Annotated in this window: 15 protein-coding genes and 1 pseudogene; 4 read left to right on the top strand and 12 right to left on the bottom strand. The window is 70.3% G+C overall.

Annotation, left to right across the window (positions count from 1 at the left end; genetic code table 11):
* A partial coding sequence (locus FH610_RS42070; RefSeq protein ID WP_139580836.1) for an amidohydrolase family protein occupies positions 1-595 on the bottom strand: 595 nt, incomplete at its 3' end.
* Complete coding sequence (locus FH610_RS42065; RefSeq protein ID WP_139580835.1) at positions 592-1506, bottom strand: SDR family oxidoreductase; 915 nt, start codon at positions 1504-1506, stop codon at positions 592-594. The genes FH610_RS42065 and FH610_RS42070, both read right to left, overlap by 4 nt.
* A gap of 73 nt (positions 1507-1579) precedes the next feature.
* Between FH610_RS42065 and FH610_RS42060 the strand changes: the two genes are divergently transcribed.
* Positions 1580-2443 (top strand): PaaX family transcriptional regulator, encoded by an 864-nt coding sequence (locus FH610_RS42060; protein ID WP_205826452.1) that lies wholly within the window; start codon positions 1580-1582, stop codon positions 2441-2443.
* A 63-nt stretch (positions 2444-2506) separates the two neighbouring features.
* Here FH610_RS42060 and FH610_RS42055 read toward each other — a convergent pair whose 3' ends face one another.
* A complete protein-coding gene (locus FH610_RS42055) occupies positions 2507-3874 on the bottom strand; it encodes an extracellular catalytic domain type 1 short-chain-length polyhydroxyalkanoate depolymerase (RefSeq protein WP_139580834.1) in 1368 nt (455 codons plus the stop codon).
* 257 nt (positions 3875-4131) lie between these two features.
* On the opposite strand from FH610_RS42055, the gene FH610_RS42050 reads away from it, so the two are divergent.
* Positions 4132-4599, top strand: a complete 468-nt coding sequence (locus tag FH610_RS42050) for a MarR family winged helix-turn-helix transcriptional regulator (protein ID WP_240809520.1) — start codon at positions 4132-4134, stop codon at positions 4597-4599.
* A gap of 8 nt (positions 4600-4607) precedes the next feature.
* Here the strand turns inward: FH610_RS42050 and FH610_RS42045 are convergent, their stop codons facing one another.
* The 8 genes from FH610_RS42045 to FH610_RS42010 all read right to left on the bottom strand — a co-directional run bounded on the left by FH610_RS42045 (position 4608) and on the right by FH610_RS42010 (position 14391).
* Positions 4608-5063, bottom strand: coding sequence for a GNAT family N-acetyltransferase (locus tag FH610_RS42045; protein WP_139580833.1), 456 nt, complete (start codon positions 5061-5063; stop codon positions 4608-4610).
* Positions 5064-5205: 142 nt separating this feature from the next.
* Entirely contained in the window at positions 5206-6456 is a 1251-nt protein-coding gene (locus FH610_RS42040) for an SGNH/GDSL hydrolase family protein (RefSeq protein ID WP_139580832.1), read from the bottom strand.
* Positions 6453-8492, bottom strand: coding sequence for an alpha-glucuronidase (locus tag FH610_RS42035; RefSeq protein ID WP_240809519.1), 2040 nt, complete (start codon positions 8490-8492; stop codon positions 6453-6455). The genes FH610_RS42040 and FH610_RS42035 overlap by 4 nt, the downstream gene beginning before the upstream one ends.
* The gene (locus FH610_RS42030; protein ID WP_139580830.1) at positions 8479-9198 is read right to left on the bottom strand and encodes a hypothetical protein; all 720 of its coding nucleotides are present in this window, start codon (positions 9196-9198) and stop codon (positions 8479-8481) included. Before FH610_RS42030 ends, FH610_RS42035 begins: the two co-directional genes overlap by 14 nt.
* Positions 9195-10715, bottom strand: a complete 1521-nt coding sequence (locus FH610_RS42025) for a GH39 family glycosyl hydrolase (protein WP_139580829.1) — start codon at positions 10713-10715, stop codon at positions 9195-9197. Before FH610_RS42025 ends, FH610_RS42030 begins: the two co-directional genes overlap by 4 nt.
* A 91-nt stretch (positions 10716-10806) precedes the next feature.
* Complete coding sequence (locus tag FH610_RS42020) at positions 10807-12465, bottom strand: ABC transporter substrate-binding protein (protein WP_139580828.1); 1659 nt, start codon at positions 12463-12465, stop codon at positions 10807-10809.
* Positions 12466-12529: 64 nt separating this feature from the next.
* Positions 12530-13402: a carbohydrate ABC transporter permease gene (locus FH610_RS42015; protein WP_240809518.1), complete on the bottom strand. Its 873-nt coding sequence runs from the start codon at positions 13400-13402 to the stop codon at positions 12530-12532.
* Positions 13399-14391, bottom strand: coding sequence for an ABC transporter permease (locus FH610_RS42010; protein ID WP_139580826.1), 993 nt, complete (start codon positions 14389-14391; stop codon positions 13399-13401). Before FH610_RS42010 ends, FH610_RS42015 begins: the two co-directional genes overlap by 4 nt.
* Before the next feature lie 291 nt (positions 14392-14682).
* On the opposite strand from FH610_RS42010, the gene FH610_RS42005 reads away from it, so the two are divergent.
* The gene (locus FH610_RS42005) at positions 14683-15756 is read left to right on the top strand and encodes a LacI family DNA-binding transcriptional regulator (protein ID WP_139580825.1); all 1074 of its coding nucleotides are present in this window, start codon (positions 14683-14685) and stop codon (positions 15754-15756) included.
* Here FH610_RS42005 and FH610_RS42000 read toward each other — a convergent pair.
* Positions 15718-17748, bottom strand: coding sequence for a beta-galactosidase (locus FH610_RS42000; protein ID WP_139580824.1), 2031 nt, complete (start codon positions 17746-17748; stop codon positions 15718-15720). The genes FH610_RS42005 and FH610_RS42000 overlap by 39 nt on opposite strands.
* Before the next feature lie 376 nt (positions 17749-18124).
* Here FH610_RS42000 and FH610_RS41995 point away from each other — a divergent pair.
* A pseudogene (locus FH610_RS41995) lies at positions 18125-20258 on the top strand (hypothetical protein); the annotation flags it as partial.

Here is a 20258-nt window from a genome sequence, read left to right as displayed (position 1 = left end):
ACGACGGATGGGCCAGGATGATCCGCAGCTCGGGGAAGTCCACGGCCACGTCGTCCACCAGCATGGGATTGCCGTACTTGAGCCGGATCCCGCCCCCGCCGGGGACGCCCGCGCCGATGCCCGTCTGGCCGGTGTGGAACAGGGCGACCGCGCCGAGCTCCTGGATCGCCTCGTAGAGGGGGTAGGCCATCCGGTCGTCGGGCGCGAAGCCCTGGATGCTCGGGTGGAACTTGAAGCCGCGCACGCCGTACTCCTCGACGAGCCTGCGCGCCTCGCGCACGCCCGCCCGGCCCTTCCAGGGATCGACACTGGCGAACGGGATCAGCACGTCCGGGTGCTCGGCGCAGCTCTCCGCCACCTCCTCGTTGGAGATGCGCGGGTGCCCGGTGGCATGCTCGGCGTCCACGGTGAACACCACCGCGGCCATCCTCCGCTCGCGGTAGTACGCGGCGATCTCGGGGATGGTCGGCCTCGGGTGCTCCTTGAAGTACTTCTCCGAGGCGCCGAACAGCTCGGCGCTCAGCGAGGCGTGCCCGCCGGCGGAGACCTCGGCGTGCGTGTGCACGTCGATCGCGACCAGGTCCTCGATGTTCACCGGGTCTCCGGATTCGCGGGTGCGGGGATGCCGTACGTCTCGAGGGCGGCGCCGAGGCCCGTAGGCCAGGAGGCCGCGATGGCGTCGGCCGTCCAGCCGCCGTCGGCGTACGCCACGGCCTTCTCCGCCGGGTGCGACCACACCGCGAGCCGGTCTCCCCCGATGCCGACGGCCTGGCCCGTCACACCCGCGGAGGCGTCCGAGGCGAGGAAGACGACGAGCCCCGCCACGTCCTCGACGGTGCCCATCCCCTCGTCCCTGCGCAGCCACCGCGGGAACGGCTTTCCGGTCCGCTCCGCCTCCTCGATGACCGGGGCGAAGGCGGGGATCGTCTTGGTCATCTCGGTGGCCGCCACCGGGACGATCGCGTTCACCGTGATGTTCGCCCTGGCCAGCTCCATCGCCCAGGTCCTGGCCATGGCGACCACGCCCGCCTTGGCGGCGGCGTAGTTCGTCTGGCCGAAGTTCCCGCGCTGGCCCGCGGGTGAGGAGACGAGGATCAGGCGGCCTCCGCTCCCCTGCTCACGCATCCGCACCGCCGCCGCCCGCGCACAGGTGAACGTGCCGCGCAGGTGCACGCCGATCACCGCGTCGAAGTCGTCGTCCGACATCTTCCACAGCACCCGATCGCGCAGGATCCCCGCGTTCGTCACCATCACGTCCAGCCGGCCGAACTCCTTGACGGCCGTGTCGACCAGCCGCTCGGCCACCTCGGCGGATCCGACCGGGGCCACGACGGCCGCGGCCCTGCCCCCCTTCGCGGTGATCCCGCCGGCGACCCCCGTGGCCGCGTCGCCGTCCACGTCGTTCACGACGACCGCCGCCCCTGCCGCCGCCAACGCCTCGGCGTACGCGCGGCCGAGGCCGCGGCCCGCGCCGGTGACGACGGCCACCTTGCCGGAAAGATCCATAGTGTCGCCCTTCGCTCGGCAGCCCGATATCGTCGAATGTATGGCAGCTATCTGACGGCCGTCAAAGATTTGCATGACGTCCGGGACCGTCTACCCTTCTGTTGTGATCCTCGGCGGCGAAGACGACCAGACGGCGCCATCCCTGCGCCCGCAGTCCCTGATGTTCAGCTTCCTCGGCATCTACGTGCTGCATCGCGACATCGCCGTCTACTCCGGAAGCGTCATCGACGTCTTCGCCCGCCTCGGCGTCTCCGAGGAGGCCGTACGGTCGACGCTCGCGCGGATGGTGAAGCGGAACCTGCTGGCACGACATCGGCAGGGCCGGAAGGTGTATTTCGGGCTTACCCCGCATGCCGTGGAGGTCTTGGAGGACGGGCGCAAACGGGTGTGGGAGACCGGCGCGGTGAACCGCGACTGGGACGGCACCTGGACGCTCGTCGGCTTCTCCATCCCGGACAGCCGTCGCAGCACCCGGCACGACCTGCGGTCGCGGCTCATCTGGAACGGCTTCGGCCTGCTGCAGAGCGGGCTGTGGATCGCGCCGGGCGTCCAGGACGTCACCGACGTCCTCGCCTCTCTCGATCTGGGCGACCACGTGACCGTGCTGACCGCCAGGGCGTTCACGCCGACCGAGGCGGCCGACCTCGTCGGGAAGGCGTTCGACATCGAGCAGATCGCCGCGCGCTATCGGGCGTTCCTCGCCCAGTGGGACGTCCCCCGGCCGTTCCCCGGCGCGCCCGACGACCTCGCGCGGCAGCTGCTGCTGCACACCGACTGGCTGCAGCTCGTCCGCCAGGATCCGCACCTGCCCGCCGAGCACCTGCCCCGGGACTGGCCGGCGATCCAGGCCGAGCAGACCTTCCAGACGCTCGCCCAGCGGTACGAACCGCCCGCCGCCGAGCTGGCCGCCACCGTCCTGGACACGCTGGCCGTCTGACGCCCGGCCGCGCCGCCCCCTGATGGTTGTCGCGGCGCGGCCGGGTGCGGCCGAGGCCGGGTGTCAGGCGATGGTGCAGGCCGCGCCGTTGAGGGCGAAGCCGGTCGGAGCGGTGTTGGTGCCGCTGTAGACGCCCTGGAAGCCGAAGCTCGTGCTGCCTCCGGCGGGGATGGCGGGGTTGTAGGAGACGTTGCGGGCGGTGACCTGGGCACCGGACTGGGTCACAGTGGCGTTCCAGGCGTTGGTGACCTGCTGGTTGCCCGGCCAGGTCCAGGTGACGGTCCAGCCGTTGACGGGACCGGTGCCGGTGTTCGTGATCGTGACGTCCGCCGTGAACCCGTTGTTCCAGGTGTTCGGGGTGTAGGTGACCCTGCACCCGCCGGGCTGCGGGTTCGACGGGCTCGCGGACGGCGACGGGCTCGCGGACGGACTGGCGGACGGGCTGACCGACGGGCTGACGGTGGCGCTCGGACTCGGGCTCGGGCTCGGGCTCGGGCCGCTACCGGTGAGGCCGAAGAACTGGATGGCGACGGCGGCCATGCCGCTCATCGGGAGGCTGTGGCCCGCGCCCTGGATGCTGTACGCCTCGACCTTCACCGCCCCCGTGGAGTCGGCGTAGCGGCGGCGGCTCCAGCCGGACTGCGGGGTGTCGGTGCTGGTGGGTGTCTGGCTCAGGCCGTGCACGTTCGTCCACTGCTTGATCTCCTCCTCCAGCTCGGCGTAGTTGACCACCGTGTCGGCGGTGCCGTGCCACAGCTGCATCCGCGGCCAGGGCCCCCGGTAGTTCGGGTTGGCGTTGCGCACCGCGTCGCCCCACTGCTGCGCGGTCTTGCCGACGCACGGGGAGGAGTTGCCCGCCGGGTTGTAGGCCGCCTCGTTGGGGAAGCACGTGAACGGCACGCCCATGAACGCCGCGCCCGCCTTGAACACCTCGGGATACAGGGCGAGCATGGCGTTGGTCATCATGCCGCCCGAGGAGGCGCCGGTCGCGAACACCCGGTTCGGGTCGCCGTGGTACTGCTGCTCGACGTAGGTCACCATCGACATGAGCGACACCGGGTCGGTCTGGCCGCCGCGCACCTTGGACGCGTCGGACCAGTTGTCGAAGCAGTTCATCTTCTTCGAGGCCGACGGGTAGATCACGATGAAGCCGTACCGGTCGGCCAGCGACGCGAACTCGGTGGACGAGTAGAAGCCCGGCCCCGTGCCGCCGCACGTGTGCATGGCCAGCACGATCGCCGGGTTCTGCTGGGCGTTGTTCGGGACGTACACGTACATGCGCAGATTACCGGGGTTGGCGCCGAAGTTGGTCACTTCGGTCAGCGTGGCCGCGGCGGCGGGGTGCGCGGACACCAGTACCGACGTCAGGGCCGCGGCGGCGCACAGCACCGCGGCGACGGCACCGGCGAGCGCCGCGAGTAATCGCTTCATCCGCTCCTCCTTTTTCGATCAGCGGCGGTTCCCTCTTTTCCTTGCGCCTTTCCGCGCATGTTCCGGAATGGCCGTCCGCTCGGAAGTCGTGACGTCAGCCGGTATAGAAGCGGCATCGGCCTGCGGTCAAGTCACGGCCGCGAGGGCCGCGGCGATCGAATAGGAGTTATCGCTGCATATCAAGGTACTTGCTATCAAGTGACTTGATAGCGAGCCGCGAAACTTACATCTTGAAGATCGCGCGGTATCGTCGTCCGGTGACCGCCCACCGCCCCCGTCCCGCCGCCCAGCCGACCGCGCCCTCGGCACGCCTGAGCTACCTGGTGTTCCGACTGGAGCGCCGCATCCGCGCCCGCCTGGACGACACGCTCGCCCGGCACGGCGTCACCACGACCGAGTACATGGCGCTCAGCGAACTGCGCACGCGCGACGGGGTGTCGTCGGCGGAGCTGGCCCGCATCGCCTTCGTCACGCCGCAGGCGATGAACCTCGTCATCCGCGACCTGGAACGGCGCGGCCTGATCCGCCGCGACCCGCACCCGGACGGCGGCCGCACACTGTGCGCCCGCCTCACTCCCGAGGGGGTGACCGTGCTGCGGCGATGCGACAGCTCGCTCGACGACATCGAAGCGGTCATGCTCGCGAAGGTCGACGACACGACGCGGGAGACCCTCAGAGACGGCCTCACCGTGTGCGCCCGGGCCCTACGCCCGGACGCGTACTGACGAAGTCGTCAGAGCAGCTTGGTCATGAACACGCTGTGCGGATCGGGCCGGTAGTCGGCGAAGGGTTCGCAGTAGCCGAACCCGAACTTCTCGTACAGCCTTCTGGCGGGCAGGAAGAAGTCGGCGGAGCCGGTCTCCAGGCTCAGCCGGGTGAAGCCCATCCGCCCGGCCTCGGCGATGATGTGCTCCAGCAGCAGGGACGCGATCCCGCTGCGCTTGCGCGCCACAGCGGTGCGCATCGACTTCAGCTCGGCGTGCGCCGGGTCGAGCCTCTTGAGCGCGCCGCAGCCCACGACGGCGTCGCCGTCCATCACCGACCAGAACGTGACCTCGGGCGTGCGCAGGCCGTCGAGGTCGAGGGCGTGCTTGCTCTCCAGCGGAGTGATGGACCGCATCTCCCGCACGTGTTCGCGCAGGAACTCGGCGATCTGCGGGCCGGACAGGTCGTCCTCGACGATTCTCATCGCGCTCGTTCATCCATCGGTGCTCGGTGACATGGGTGCTCGGTGACATGGGTGCTCGGTGACATGGGTGCTCGGTGACATGGGTGCTCGGTGACATGGGTGCTCGGGGAACCACAGCCGGACGCCACTCTAGCCGCCGGCGTCAGGCGAATCGGAAGCCCGGCGGCAGCGGCTCCCGCCGGAACAGGTGGGCGGGTACGGCGTCGGCGAGGGCCTGGTATCCCGCCGGGTTCAGGTGCAGGTGGTCGCCCACGTCGTAGGCGGCGAGCAGCCGGCGGGGATCGGCCGGGTCGCGGGCGGCGCCGTCGAAGTCGATCACGGCGTCGAACCGGCGCCCGGCGCGGATCCACTGGTTGACCGCCTGCCGGGCCGCCTCCCGGTAGCCCTGCGCGTCGTCGTAGGAGGCGTTGCCGCCGAACGGCGTCAGCGTCGCCCCGTAGACACGGATGCCCCGGGCGTGCGCCCGCGTGACGATCTGGTCGTAGGCGAAGATCAGGTCGTCGGTCACCTGCTTCTGCGCGGCCGGGGTCGCCTCGGCGGTGCCGATGTCGTTGACCCCCTCGAACAGGACCAGCCACGCCACGCCGCTGTGGGCGAGCACGTCGCGGTCCAGCCGGGCCAGCACGTTGGGGCCCAGGCCGTCGTTGAGCACCCGGTTGCCGCCGGCCGCCTGGTTGACCACCGCCACGCCGTCCATTCCGTGCCGGGACCGCAGGCGGTCGAGCAACCGGTCGGGCCAGCGGTCGTTGCCGTTGGTGGTCGAGCCCCGGCCGTCGGACAGCGAGTCGCCCACCACCGTCACCGCGGCGACCGAGGGATCGGCCCACACCTCCACTCCGCTGAGGAAGTACCAGTGGTCCACCGCGGTCGCGCCGGGCAGGTCCTCGGCGTCGGCGTGGTCGCCGGGCAGCAGGTAGGAGGTGGTCCGCGAGCCCGGATGCGAGGTGATGCTCGCCGAGCGCTGCCCGTCGGCCAGATAGACGGTCACCGTCAGGTTCGACCCGGGCACCGGCTCGACGTCCAGCGGGTCGGAGACCGCCTGCGCCCCGGCGGGGATCGTCGTCGACGGGCGGCCGTGGAAGGTCACCGGCCGCACCGTCCCCGGCTGGACCGCGCTCACCCCCGCCCGCCCCCCGGCCGGCAGCGCCACGGTCGCCTTCGTGATGGGCAGCGCCGCGCCGCCGAAGGCGTTCGACACCCTCACCCGCAGCTGCCGCCCGCCCACCGAGACCCGGACCGTCTGCCGCAGCGTGGCATCGGCGAGAACGAGGTCATCCCGGGTGAACGGTGCGGGCGGCATGTTGTCCGGCTCCGTCAACTGCGGCATCGCCGTCCAGGTGGCGACCCACTGCCCGTCCTCTTCCTGCACGCCGTGGCGTTCCGGCGCCGTCATGGGATGCGCCGGCCGCGGACGTCGGGCACGCCCGACTTGCGGAAGAAGTAGGCGTTGATCTGGTCGCGCCACTCCTCCGCGCAGCGGACCTGCTCGTCGAGGAGCTCTTCGACCCGGGCGTGCAGGGACGGGTCGAACAGTGCGGCGGCCTCCTCCCATCGCCGTCTGGCCTCGATCGCCTCCTCGACTCCCGCGAAATGGGTGTCGTAGATGTGCTGGACGACGGTCGCCCCGCTGTGCAGCACGTGCCCGTACGGGACGTGGTGGAAGAACAGCAGCAGTTCGTCGGGGCACCGGTCGAGCGACTCGTACACCTCCGACCACGGCGGCGGATACTGGCCGGTGAAGCCGGTCCCGGTGGCGCGGGTGCGGTCCACCCCGACGCCGTCCCGGTCGGCGAAGTGGTAGGTGCCCCACGGCGTGTACTCGTATCCGTCCACGTCGGGCCCGTAGTGGTGGCCGGGACGGACCATGAATCCGACGCCCAGCGGCGCGGTGTACCGCTCGTAGGTGCGCCAGGAGCCGTCCATGATCGCATGCAGGGTGTGCCTCAACGCCTCGGTGTCCCCCGTCGCCGTCGGCGTGAACGTGAGGTCGATCCACTCGTCGAGGATCGCCGCCGGGTCCGTCCACGGCGCCCAGGCGAGCCTGCCGAAGGCGTACAGGTTGGCCTGGGCGAGCGGGTGGCCGGTCCAGTAGGGGTCGTCGCCCACGTTGGAGACCGCGACGAGCCCTCCGCCGTCACCCGAGGCTCCCCCGGCGACGTCGGCCACGGCGGTTCCGTCCGGTCCCCAGGGGCGGAAGCCGAGCACCTCGCGCCACATCGGGGGGAGGTAGCAGACGTGCCGCTGCTGGCCGGTGTACTCCTGCGTCACCTGCAGTTCCACGGCCAGGCGGGTGGCGGGCATGGCCGCGATCACCGGCGACACCGGCTCGCGCACCTGGAAGTCCACCGGGCCGTGCTTCACCTGCAGGATCACGTTGTCGCGGAACCGCCCGTCGAGCGGGGCGAAGTGGTCGTACGCGGCGCGGGCCCGGTCGGTGGACCGGTCGCGCCAGTCCTGCCGGTGGTTGTAGACGAAGGCGCGCCAGTGAACGACCCCGCCGAACGGCTCCAGCGCCTCGGCCAGCAGGTTCGCGCCGTCGGCGTGGTCGCGCCCGTACGCGAACGGGCCGGGCTCCCCCTCGGAGTCGGCCTTCACGACATAGCCGCCGAAGTCGGGGATCGTGTCGTACACCCGCTCGGTGACGCCCGCCCACCACTTCCGCACGCCCTCGTCCAGCGGGTCGGCGGTCGGCAGCCCCCCGAGGACGACGGGCGAGGCGAAACTCACCGACAGGTGGACCCTGATCCCGTACGGCCGCAGCACGTCCGCGAGCGCGGCGACGTCGCCGAGCCGGTCCGTCAGCAGGCGGGCCCCGGTGGCGCGCACGTTCACGTTGTTCACGGAGATCGCGTTCACGCCGCACGCGGCCAGCAGCCGCCCGTAGGCCCGCACCCGGGCCAGGTCGCCGCGCGGCGCGCCGTCGCGCCAGAAGATCGACCCTCCCGCGTAGCCGCGTTCGACCTGGCCCATCACCGGATGGACGTCGACGTTGTCCCAGTGGTCGAGCATGCGCCGCCGCATCGCGGGCCGATGACGCTCGGCCTGAAGCTCTCCGGCGAACGCCCTCTCACCGAGCCGCACGACGTGGAACAGGCCGTAGAGCAGCCCGGCGGGATCGTCGGCGAGCACGACCGTCACGCCGTCGCGCCGCGCGAGCAGGTATCCCTCGGCGCCGATCGCGGAGTCGGGGCGGACCTCGCCCGCGACGCCCGGCAGCGGTTCCGTGGTGAGCGCGAGCACGAGGTCGTACGGCCCGTCCTCGGCGCCGCGACGCACGCGTCCGCCGTACCGGGCACAGGCGTCCGCCACCTCGTCGTGCACGGTCCCGGCGAGGAGCCCGTCACCGAGCACGAGTGTGCGGCGCGAGCCGATCGCACGGAACGCCTCCGGCGGCAGCCACGCCGGATGGACAGGATCAGGAGTCGTCACGAGGCCCCTCCGGGGAATCGCCCTGCACGGTGAACTTCTCCGTGACCTCGGCGATCAGCGGCCGGCTGTTCAGCAGCAGCGCCGCCGCGAACACCGAGGCCAGCAGCGTCAGCGCGGCCTCGGAGGCGACCAGCGTGACACCCGCCGCGACGACGAGCAGGCACGCGTCGGCCAGCGCGACCCTGGGCGAGGAGAAGAGGAAGTACGCGGCCAGGCGGGCGACGTCCCTCGCCCGGAACGCGAACAGCGATGTGATCACGAGGGCGTTCGCGCCCCAGAGGGCCGCCGCCAGCGCGATGAGGACCAGCAGGATCGCCCACCACCCCGGGACGCCTGCCGCGCCGAAGTTCGCGAGCGTCGATCCGAGGACGGTCAGCCACGCCAGCAACGGGACCCAGAGCTTCACCACCCCGCGGACGTTCATCCGGTAGCCGCGCCAGAACGCCGTCGACGGGTGGAGATCCGTCAGGTCGAGCCGGCGGTGGTGCAACGCGTACAGCGCGGCCGACAGCGCCGGGCCGGCCGGGAGCGCGCACGCCGCCGCCAGCGGGACGTTGGCGGCGGCGCGGTCGAGCAGGACGAGCCCGATCAGGCCGGGCACGGTGGTGACCAGGACCAGGAGCTCTACCACGAGCAGGGTGTAGACCAGCGCGGAGGCGCGCGAGAGCGGTCCCTGGCCGAACCGCCGGATCGTCGTCTCTGTCATGGCGCAGCCTCCTCATCCAGGCCGAGCAGGCGGCGGTCGTCCCACCTGTCCCCCCAGGGCGAAGTCTCGTCGACCACGGGCGTGATCTCCAGCAGGGTGACCTCGTGGCGGTCGAGGGTGATGTCCAGGGCGACCCTTCCGTCCTCGATCGGCAGGCTGCGATGGCCGCGGACCGGCTCCGCCGCCTCCCGCAGCGCGTCGAGCTGCCGGGACCGGGGCGAGGCCGGGCGGCCCATCTCGCACCACGCCCTCCAGGCGTTGCCCTTCTCCTCGCTCACCGACGAGCGCAGCAGGAAGGCCCGGCCGGACGGCGAGCTGACCGGGATCGACAGCCGCACGGTGTGCCCGTCGACCGGCGGGCCGCCGGTGACGTCCACCGGCGCCCAGGCCAGCGCGGTGACCCGGCCGGCGTCGTCCCGGGTGACCAGGTGGTCCTGTCCGCGTGCCAGGATCTCCTCGCCCATGCGGGCCATGAAGGCGTACAGGTGATAGGCCGGCTTCTTGATCTGACGGTGGGTCAGCAGGCCGAAGCCGCCGTGGAACAGCGAGGCCGGCACCCCTGCCTCCTCGAACACGTCGCTGAAGGTCCAGTAGGAGAAGGAGTCGGCCAGGTCTCCCCCGGCGGCGAGCACCGGCGCGAGGTACGCGGCGTGGAACGCCGTGTCGTGGATCGGGTTGTCCGGCCGGTATGAGGAGTTGAACTCGGTGATGTGCACGGGCAGATCCGCCAGCGGACCGCCCCGGAGCTGCCGCCGGGGCGTGGCGAACTGCTCCAGCAGCCGCGACGGCGGGGCCAGCGTCTGGTGCACGCCGAACGGCACGTGCTGGGCCGGGCCGGAGGTGTAGGCGTGCCGGCTGACGAAGTCGATCGGCAGGGACCGTTCGGCGACGAAGTCGGCGAAGCGCACCAGCCACTCGTCGGAGCCGGGAGAGATGGCCGGCCCGCCCACCTGGAGCGAGGCGTCCACGTCCTTGACGGTGTTCGCGGTCACCTCGTACAGGCGGTGGTAGGCGTCCTGGTCCGCGTCGAGCCAGAACTCCTTGAGGTTGGGCTCGTTCCACACCTCGATCGGCCAGGTGCGCACCTGGTCGAGCCCGTACCGGTCGACCAGGTGCGTCACGGTGGCCCTTACCAGCGCGGCCCACTCCTGCCACGACCGGGGCGGGGTGACGTTGCCCTGCCACCAGAAAACGGTCTGGCCGCCGGACGCGAGCCCGGAGGGCATGAAGCCCAGCTCCAGGAACGGCGCGATCCCGAGGTCGAGGTAGGCGTCGATCACCTGGTCCACGTAGGTGAACACGTGCCGCACGTGCCGGGTGCCCCGGAGCTCGTACGGCCGGTGGACGCCCACCCCGTCGCTCAGCAGCCCGTGCCCACGGATGTGCCGGAAGCCGATCTCCCGCTGGACCAGCGCCAGCGACTCCTGGTAGTCCCGGCGCAGGGCCAGGTCGAAGCGGCCGGTGCCGACGCAGAATCGCCAGGCGTCCGTCAGCCGGCTCGGGGGGTCGTCCGGCATATCGGGGACAGGGTGGCGCATCATCGTCCTTCGCTCGCCGTTCCGGACAGCGCGTGCCGGCCGTGGGACAGGCACGGCCGGCGCGGGCCGGTCAGCCGTGCTCCTTCTTGTAGCGCTCGTACGCGCCGTTGACGAGGTTGACGTAGGACGTCATGTTCTTCGCCTCGAGCTCCTTGACGTAGGCGTCCCACTCGTCGAAGCTCCGCTTGCCGAGGATGAACTCGAGCGTGTTCTGGGTGGCGTGGTCCTTCAGCGGGGTCTGCCACAGCGCGGCCTGCTCGCGCTCCTCGTCGTTGAGCGGGCTCGGCGGCTTCGGCGGCAGCGCCTTCCTGGCGTTCATCGTCTTCTGCCATTCGATCTCCTCCTCGGAGAAGGTCGACTGGAGCAGCTCGGTGCTGCCGCCGTAGGCGAACACCCCGTTGGAGAAGCCGAAGTCCTTCTGCAGGTGCTTGGGCGCGCCGGGGTTGAGGCCGACGAAGTCGACGTCCTTCGCGAGCTGGAACTTGCCGGAGCCGTCCTTGGTGTAGGTGGTCCCCTCGACACCCCACTTGGCGAACACCTGGCCCTCGTCGGAGTACCAGAGCCAGTCGATGAACTGCATCATCGCGACGAAGTTCTTGCTGTCCCGGGCCTTCTTCGAGATCATGATGCCGTTCTCCAGCCGGCTGTCGTTGGCGTCGGCCTTGACCGGCCCCTGCGGCCCGATGGGCACCGGGATCTTGATGAGCTTCGCCTTCGGGTTGGCCTTCTTCAGCGGCGGGCGATACTCGTTCACGAGCGTCTGGGCGTTGCCGCTGATCACGAAGGACTTGCCGGACGCCAGCTTCTGGATCGCCTGATCGTCCTGCTGAGTGAAGCTCTCCGGGTCGAGCAGCTTCTCCTCCACCAGCGTGTGGAGGAACTGCAGCATCTGCTTGTACTGCTCCATCGCCCCGGTGTAGGCGAACTTCTGCGCCGTGGGATCCCACGTGATGCCGGTCGTGAAGCCCCAGCCGCCGCGTGCGCCGCTGCCCAGGCCGAAGACCTGGTTCAGCATGGCGCCGCCCGGTGTGGGGATGCCCCATCGGTCCGAGTAGGGATAGGAGTCGGGATACTCCTCCTTCATCGCCTTCAGCATGTTGTGCACGTCGTCCCAGGTCTGCGGGATCTCCAGCCCGAGCTTGTCGAGGATGTCGCCGCGCACAATCAGCGTGTAGTCCGTCCAGTAGTCCTCGTGGAGGCCGGGGAGCAGGTAGAAGCGGCCGTCGGCCTGCCGGAGCGTGTCAAGGTCGGGCTGCAGGTTCCACTTGGCGATCTTCTCCTTGAAGTTCGGCATCAGGTCGAGGTAGTCGCTGACCGGCAGGACGCTGCCCGAGGCGACGAAGGGGGTCTCCTGGCCGGGGTAGGTCTTCGGGATGATCATCGGGGCGTCGCCGGCGCCGATCAGCAGGCTGCGCTTGTTCTCGTAGTCGCTCAGCGGCACCACGTTCGGCTGCAGCGTCACGTTGGTCCGCTTGGTCAGCTCCGACCAGAACAGCCAGTCGTTCTTGATCGGATAGAACGGGTGGTTGTTGTAAAGGATGCTGAACGAGAGCGGGGCAGCGGCCTTGAACGGCTTGCCGGCCGCGTAGTCGGACATCGCGCCGTCGCGGTTCGCCGCGAAGTCGTCACCGCTCTTCTTGGGGCCGGAATCGCCGTCGGTGCTGCAGGCGGCGAGCGCGAGGAAGGCTCCCACGGCGACCATCGCCTGACGCCGGTTGATCTCATACATGAAAGGGGGGTCCTCTCCCTTGGGGAAACGGGCTGAGTGAAAGCGGAATGAGAGGTCCGGCGTGTTATCCCTTCACCGCGCCGAGCATGACGCCCTTGACGAAGTACCGCTGGACGAAGGGGTAGACCACCAGGATCGGGATGACCGTGAGCACCATCGTCACGGACTTGATGTTGGTGGCCACCGTCATGTCGGTGGCGTCGGCGCCGACGGACGTGCCCGTGGTGGCGCCGGCGATGAGGTTGCGCAGGTAGACGGTCACGGGGAACAGGTCGTTCTGGCTCATGTAGAGGAAGGCCGCGAACCACGAGTTCCAGAACGACACGGCGTAGAACAGCACGATCGTCGCGAGGACCGCCTTCGACAGCGGCAGCACGATCCGGAGCAGGATGCCGTAGGTGCTCATGCCGTCGATCGCGGCGGCCTCCTCCAGCTCGGCCGGCAGGCCCTCGAAGAACGCCTTCATCACCAGGAGGTTGAAGACGCTGACCGCGTTCGGCAGCACGATGGCCCAGATGCTGTCCTTCAGCCCGAGGCTGGAGATGAGGATGTAGTTGGGGATGAGCCCGCCGGAGAAGAACATCGTGAAGACCGCGATCCCGATCAGGAACGTGCGGCCCTTCAGGTGCTTCTTCGACAGGACGTACGCGTAGCACGTGGTCATGACCATCGCGATGGCCGTCGCGACGACCGTGTAGACCAGGGTGTTGCGGTAGTTGATCCAGAACGTCGGGTCGGAGGCCACGAACTCGTACGTACGGAAGGTGAACCCGACGGGGACGAGGTTGACCTTGCCGGCGCGGATGGCGAACTCGTCGCTGAGCGACCGGGCGACGATGTTGACGAAGGGGTACAGGGTCACGATCACGACACCGGTCAGAATGATCGCGTTGACGACCCGGAACACCCGGTAGCCCCGGGTCCTGTCGACGGTCACCACAGGCTCGTCCCCACCGTGCGCCGGGAGATCAGGTTCGCCGACATGACCAGGGCCAGCCCGATCACGGCCTCGAACAGGCCGATCGCCGCGGCGTAGCTGAAGCTGTTGGAGACGATGCCCATCCGGTAGAGGTACGTGGAGATCACGTCGGCGGTGGGGTACGTCAGCGGGTTGTAGAGCAGCAGGATCTTCTCGAAGCCGACGGCCATGAACGTGCCGATGTTGAGGATCAGCAGGGTGACCGCGGTCGGCCGGATGCCGGGGAGGGTCACGTGCCAGACCTGCCGCCACCGGCTCGCGCCGTCGATCCGGGCCGCCTCGTACAACTGCTCGTCGATGGTGGTGAGCGCGGCGAGGTAGATGATCGTCCCCCAGCCGACCGTCTGCCACATCTCCGAGGAGACGTAGATCGTCCGGAACCACCCCGCCTCCTGCAGGAACGCGACGGGCTCGTTGCCGGCCGCGCGCAGGAGCTGGTTGACCGGCCCGTCCACCGACAGCATCTCCATGACCAGCCCGGCCACGACGACCATCGACAGGAAGTGCGGCAGGTAGGACACCGACTGGACGAACCGCTTGATCCTCCTGCCGCGCAGCTCGTTGATCAGCAGGGCGAGCACGATCGGCGTCGGGAAGCAGAACAGCAGGGTCAGCACGCCGATGACCACGGTGTTGGTGAAGACCTGCCAGAACGACGGGTCGTTCAGGAACATCTTCACGTAACGCAGGCCGACCCATTCCTCGCCGAGCACGCTGCCGCCGGGCTGGAACTTCCGGAAGGCGATGACGTTCCCGATCATCGGCAGATACCGGAAGATCACGAAGAACAGCAGCGGAAGGATCGCCAGCGAATAGAGCTGCCAGTCACGGCGCAGCGCCTGCCGCCAGGTGCGGCGCGGCGGGCGCTTCGCACGGGCGGGATCCGGTCTCGCCCGCCGGGGATCCCCCGTATCCGGCGACGCGTCGATCGTCCTGGTGGTGCTCATCCCGTGCCTCCGGTGCCATCCGAGCGGATCCACGGCGGCGCGTGCGGCCGCCGAAAGGGGCGGCTTCGCGCACCCCGCCCCGGGAGACGGCACGGCAGCGCGAACCGAAAGTTTCGAAAGTCCTCATTAATATTGCGGAAATATAAGACCCGGACCTGGGTGCGTCAAGAGGGTAGTCAATCGCCGAGACTCTCGCGTCGCCGAGCCCAACACAGCCTGGATCTCGGTATATCTCAGGGCCTTCCGGTGGTAGAGTTTCGCGAAAGTTTCGGAGAAACGACGAGCGGACAGATGACCAGCCCCTCCCCCGCCCGCGATCCACGGCCCACCACGATCGCGTCCATCGCCGAAGAGCTCGGCGTCTCGGTGACCACGGTCTCCAAGGTCCTCAACGGCCGCCCCGACGTCGCGCCCGACACGCGCGAACGCGTCGAGGCCGGCCTCGCGCGGCACCAGTACCGCCGCCGTTCGAAGCGGCGCACGCTCAAGGGGCAGATCGACCTCGTCTTCCACGAGTTGAACTCCATGTGGTCGATGGAGATCATCCGCGGGGTCGACGCCGTCGCCGCCGCAGCGCGGATCGAAGTCGTCTTGTCGCAGCTGAAAGGGGCGCACCGGCCACCGGAGGAGTGGCTCGACGGTGTGCTCGACCATCGCCCCCTCGGTGTGCTGTTCGTCATGTCCAGCCCGTCTCAGTCGCAGCAGCAGAAGCTGCGGCGGGCGCAGGTCCCGTTCGTCGTCGTCGACACCGACGGCGAGATCGCCGAGTCCGTGCCCGTGGTCGGCTCGAACAACTGGGACGGCGGCCTGCTCGCCACCCGTCATCTCCTGGAGCTGGGTCACCGCCGCATCGCGGTCGTCTCCGGCCCGAAGGACGTGATGTGCAGCAGGGCACGGGTCGCCGGATTCCGGGTCGCCCACGACGAGGCGGGGCTCACCGTCGACCCCGCCCTCGTCAGGTACGGCAACTTCTACGTCGACGCCGGATACAAACACGCCATGGACCTGCTGCAACGCCCGGACCGGCCGACCGCGATCTTCGCCGGGTCGGACCTGCAGGCGCTCGGCGTCCTGCGCGCGGCCCGGCGGCTCGGCCTCGACGTCCCCGGGGACCTGTCGGTGGTCGGTTACGACAACGTGCCCGTCGCCGGCTGGGTCGAGCCCGCCCTGACCACGGTGGGCCAGCCGCTGTGCGACATGGCGACGGTCGCGACCCAGATGCTGCTCGACCTGGCCCGCGGCGTGGAGCCGGCCACGAGCCGGATCGACCTCGCGAACGAGCTCGTGGTCCGCGAGAGCACCGCGCCGCCGGGGAGCCGGGCACGCTCACGCCTGCCGCGCCCGGCGGACGACCACCGCTCCTAGGGGAGGCACGGTGATCTCCCCTGACGCCGGGAGGCCGGTGAGGAGGTCCGTACCCCCGCCCTCCACCGGGACGGCGACGGGCGTCTCAGCGTCGTGGTTGAGGAGGAAGAGGTATTCGTGCCGCTCGTCCTCGCGGACCGTGCACTCCAGGTGGGCGGGAAGGCCGTCGAAGCGGTTCTCCACACCCGCCGCTCTCAGCTCGCCGATCAGCACCCGGTCGAAGGCGTCCTGTTCCACAAGGGTGGCGAAGTAGACGACCCGGCCGGCTCCGAAGTCGTTGGCGACGACCGCGGCGCGTCCCGCGAGCAGCCCGTCCGCGTAGGTCGCCAGTGCCGTTCCGGTTTCTAGGTGGATGTCCTCGCGCCACCAGTCCGACGTCGCCGTGCGTCCGTCGGTGAACTCGACCGTGAACCGCTCGCCGGGACGCGCCGGCCAGTATTCGTCGATCTTCGCGCCGATGAGGCGGCGGAACGCGCCCGGGTAGCCGTCCGGGCGGACGCGGTTGCACTGGTCCACTACGCCCGAGAAGAAGGACATGACGACGGTTCCGCCACCGCGGGCGAACTCGGTGACGGCGGCGACGCCCTCGTCGTCGACGAGGTACGCGTTGGGCACGACCAGCACCTTGTACGGCGACAGGTCGCTCCTGGTGGACACGACGTCGACCGCGTAGTGGTGCTCCCACAGCGGCCGGTAGTGCCGCATGACGGTGTCCACGTAGCTGAAGTCGTTGCGGGGCAGGCCCCACAGCTCCTCCAGCCCCCACCAGCCGTTCCAGTCGAACAGGACGGCGACCTCGGCCCGCGTGGCCGTTCCCGCCACGGGTGACAGCAGCCCGACCTCGCGGCCGAGCTCGGCGACCTCGCGGAAGGTGCGCGACTGCGGACCGGAGTGCGGCAGCATCGCCGAGTGGAAGCGTTCGTGCCCGCCCCGGCCGGCCCGCCACTGGAAGAACATCACCGAGTCGGCCCCGCGGGAGACCGCCTGGAGCGAGCCGAGCCGCATCCGGCCGGGCTCCTTGACCACGTTGAGCCTCCACTGGCTGACCGCGCTGGCGGCCTGCTCCATCAGCAGCCACGGACGCCCGCCCTTGAGCGACCGGAACAGGTCGAACTGGAAGGCCGACGACACGTGCGAGTCCGGGTCGGCGGGGTCGGGGTAGATGTCCAGGGCCGCCGCGTCCTCCTCCGGGGCCCAGCGCCAGTAGTCGGCATTGCGGTAGAAGCGCATGAAGTTGGTGACGACCGGGACGTCGTCGCGGAAGGAGCGGACGATGTCGCGCTCGGCGACGAAGCACTCCAGCAGGGCGTCCGAGGTGAAGCGCTTGAAGTCCAGGATGCGGCTGGGGTTCATCCAGGTGCGGGGGACGCTCGGCACCTCGACCTGGTCCCAGTCGGTGTAGACCTGCCCCCAGAAGCGGGTGGTCCACGCCTCGTTGAGGGTCTCCAGGTCGCCGTACCTGCGCGTGAGCCAGCGGCGGAAGCCGGCCGAGGCGGCCTCGTTGTAGGCCGTGGGGCCGTACTCGTTGCTGATGTGCCACATGGCCAGGGCGGGATGGAAGGAGTACCGCTCCGCGAGCCGCCTGGTGATGTTCGCCGCGTGCTCGCGGTAGACCGGGGACGAGGGGTCGTAGTGCAGGCGGTTGCCGAAGCCGAACCGCTCGCCGTCGGCCATGACCGGGAGGACCTCGGGGTGCCGGTGGGTCAGCCAGGCGGGCGGCGCGGCGGTGGGGGTGGCCAGGTTGACCGCGATGCCGTTCTCGTGGAGCAGGTCCATGACCTCGTCGAGCCAGCCGAACTCGTACGTGCCGGGCTCCGGTTCGAGCGAGGCCCACGCGAAGACGCCGAGCGACACGAGGTTCACCCCCGCCTCGCGCATGAGCCGGACGTCCTCCCGCCACACGCCCGGGTCCCACTGCTCGGGGTTGTAGTCCCCGCCGTACGCCAGGCCGCCGAGGCGATCCATGAGGGCACGCATGCGAGCGTCTGTCATCCGTCACTCCCCGGCTGTCGCAGTCCCCGTCCGCGACCGGCCGGAACGGCGGAGGCCGCCGCCGGAACGGACAGGTCAGCGCGTTCTGTCGACGCTCGCACGTCCCGGCCGACCCCGCATGCGGCTCCGCCCGTACGCTGTCGCGAGCTGCCACCAGAGCTAACCGGACGTACAAGGATGAGTCAATCGACAACCGGCGCACGAGCACCCGCCGACGGCCTGCGATGTCCAGGCTGCCGGGTGACCCCGGATCATCCGGGGTCACCCCGTGGCCGCAGCCGACGTGCAGTGCGGCGGATCCGGTTTTAGCCTGAAATCGCCGCCGTAGCCGGCGGTACCGGGATCTGTCGGGGGAGGACAGCGAAGGAGCCACGACATGGCGAAACCGCCCGACGACCACGGCGACGGTGTCCGAATCTTCCTCGACTACCTGGTGCAGGCGCGGTCGGCGGCCTGGAACCCCTCGGCGCAGTGGCTGTCCCGCCACTCCGGCATCCCGAAGACCACGGTCGAGTCGCTCATCCACGGCACGCGTAAGCGGCTACCGAGCTGGAACGAACAGGTCGAGCGCCTGCTGGAGGCCTACCGCAAGAAGGTGACAGAGGACAAGCGCGGGGGTCCCGACGCGGTGCTGGGCGACATGGCGGCGTGGAAGCAGGCCTATGACGACGCGCAGAACGGCCGGCCGCCGACCTGCCCTCTCCCGATGGCCGCCGCCCCCGCCCCACCCCCGGCCACAGCAGAACCGGGCCGGCCGATCGGACAACTCCGGCCGCTGGACCTGGAAGTCCATCCGGCGATTCGCGTTGACACCGACGATCAGGAGCTGGAGGAGTTACCCGCCTACATCCCTCGAGCGCATGACGAAACCCTCGCACAGGTGGTCCGCGAGGTGCGAGCAGGAGCGTCCCGGCTGGTCGTGCTGGTCGGCGACTCGTCGACGGGCAAGACCCGCGCCTTGTGGGAAGCGGTCCGGACCCTGCCCGAGCCGTGGCGGCTGTGGCACCCGATCGACCCGGGCCGCCCGGCGGCGCTCCTGGCCGAGCTGAAGTCGATCAGGCCGTACACCGTGGTGTGGCTGAACGAGACCCAGCACTATCTGCTCACCGCCGATCCAGCCGTCGGGGAGCGGGTCGCCGGCGGGCTCCGGGAGTTGCTGCGTGCTCAGGAGCGAGGGCCGGTGCTGGTGCTGGGCACCCTGTGGCCCGCCTACTGGAAGACTCTCACCGCGGTCCCGCACGCCGGTCAGCCCGATTCGTACGCCCAGGCCCGCGAGCTGATCAAAAGCGCCAGCGTCCGCCTTCCCGAGTCCTTCACCGGCACCGACCTCGATACCGCAGGCCGGCAGGCGGCGAACACCGGCGATCCCCGTCTGGCCGAGGCCTTAAGCCAGGCACCGCAGGGGCGGTTGACCCAGTACCTGGCCGGTGGTCCGGCTCTGCTGGAGCTCTACGACAACGCCGAACCCGCCGCCCGCGCCATCCTGGACGCCGCGACCGACGCCCGCCGCCTCGGTCACGGCCCAGCCCTGCCCCGCCTCCTGCTCGCAGAAGCCGCCCCCGGCTATCTCAGCGACGAGCAATGGAACCTGCTCGACGACGACTGGCTCGAACGCGCCTTCACCTACCTCACCGATCACCGCCCCTGCCGGGGAGCCCGCCCGCCACTGGCCCGGATCAAACCTCGTCCCAGCACCGGTCACGCCCCCGCCGCACAACGTGGAGGCGAGCCGACCTATCGCCTCGCCGACTACCTCGAACAACACGGCACCCGCACCCGCCGCTCCCTCTGTCCCCCCGCCGCCTTCTGGAACGCCGCCACCCGCCACGCCGCCACGATGAGCGACCACCGCGCTCTCGCTGAGGCCGCCCGCGACCGCGGGCGCTATCGGCATGCCTCCGCGCTGTACCAAGCAGTCGCCGACGCCGGCGACACCAGCGTGCTGCGGGAGATGGCGCGGATCCGGGAGCAGGCCGGCGACCACGAAGGCGCAGAACGCCTCGCCCGCGCCGCCGCCGACGCCGGCTACATCCTCGCGCTGTGGGACCTGGCGCGGACGCGGGAGCAGGGCGGCGACCACGAAAGCGCGGAACGCATCGCCCGCGCCGCTCTCGACGCCCGGCACATCGCCGCACAGCTGCCGGAGATGGCGCGGACGCGGGAGCAGGCCGGCGACCACGAAGGCGCAGAACGCCTCGCCCGCGCCGCCGCCGACGCCGGCTACATCCTCCCGCTGTTCGACCTGGCACGGACGTGGCAGCGGGCCGGCGACCACGAAGGCGCCAAACGCCTGTACCAGGCCGCCGACGACGCCGAGTACACCACCAACCCGCTGGACGAGATGGTGTGGAAACGGGAGCGGGCCGGCGACCGCGAAGGCGCGGAACGCCTCGCCCGCGCCGCCGCCGACGCCGGCGACACCACCGCGCTGGACGGCCTGGCACGGAAGCGGGGCGACCACGAAGGCGCAGAACGCCTCGCCCGCGCCGCCGCCGACGCCGGCGACACCA

Origin of the sequence: Microbispora catharanthi (genome assembly GCF_006334915.2) — a bacterium.
Lineage (GTDB): Bacteria > Actinomycetota > Actinomycetes > Streptosporangiales > Streptosporangiaceae > Microbispora > Microbispora catharanthi.
This window is presented reverse-complemented; position numbering and strand designations above follow the sequence as displayed.

Coding starts and splice junctions, on each gene's coding strand:
- FH610_RS42055 (WP_139580834.1), bottom strand. CDS start 3,874: ATGAAGCGATTACTCGCGGCGCTCGCCGGTGCCGTCGCCGCGGTGCTG.
- FH610_RS42005 (WP_139580825.1), top strand. CDS start 14,683: ATGACCAGCCCCTCCCCCGCCCGCGATCCACGGCCCACCACGATCGCG.
- FH610_RS42000 (WP_139580824.1), bottom strand. CDS start 17,748: ATGACAGACGCTCGCATGCGTGCCCTCATGGATCGCCTCGGCGGCCTG.
- FH610_RS42040 (WP_139580832.1), bottom strand. CDS start 6,456: ATGACGGCGCCGGAACGCCACGGCGTGCAGGAAGAGGACGGGCAGTGG.
- FH610_RS42010 (WP_139580826.1), bottom strand. CDS start 14,391: ATGAGCACCACCAGGACGATCGACGCGTCGCCGGATACGGGGGATCCC.
- FH610_RS42045 (WP_139580833.1), bottom strand. CDS start 5,063: ATGAGAATCGTCGAGGACGACCTGTCCGGCCCGCAGATCGCCGAGTTC.
- FH610_RS42020 (WP_139580828.1), bottom strand. CDS start 12,465: ATGTATGAGATCAACCGGCGTCAGGCGATGGTCGCCGTGGGAGCCTTC.
- FH610_RS42065 (WP_139580835.1), bottom strand. CDS start 1,506: ATGGATCTTTCCGGCAAGGTGGCCGTCGTCACCGGCGCGGGCCGCGGC.
- FH610_RS42025 (WP_139580829.1), bottom strand. CDS start 10,715: ATGCCGGACGACCCCCCGAGCCGGCTGACGGACGCCTGGCGATTCTGC.
- FH610_RS42060 (WP_205826452.1), top strand. CDS start 1,580: ATGACGTCCGGGACCGTCTACCCTTCTGTTGTGATCCTCGGCGGCGAA.
- FH610_RS42030 (WP_139580830.1), bottom strand. CDS start 9,198: ATGACAGAGACGACGATCCGGCGGTTCGGCCAGGGACCGCTCTCGCGC.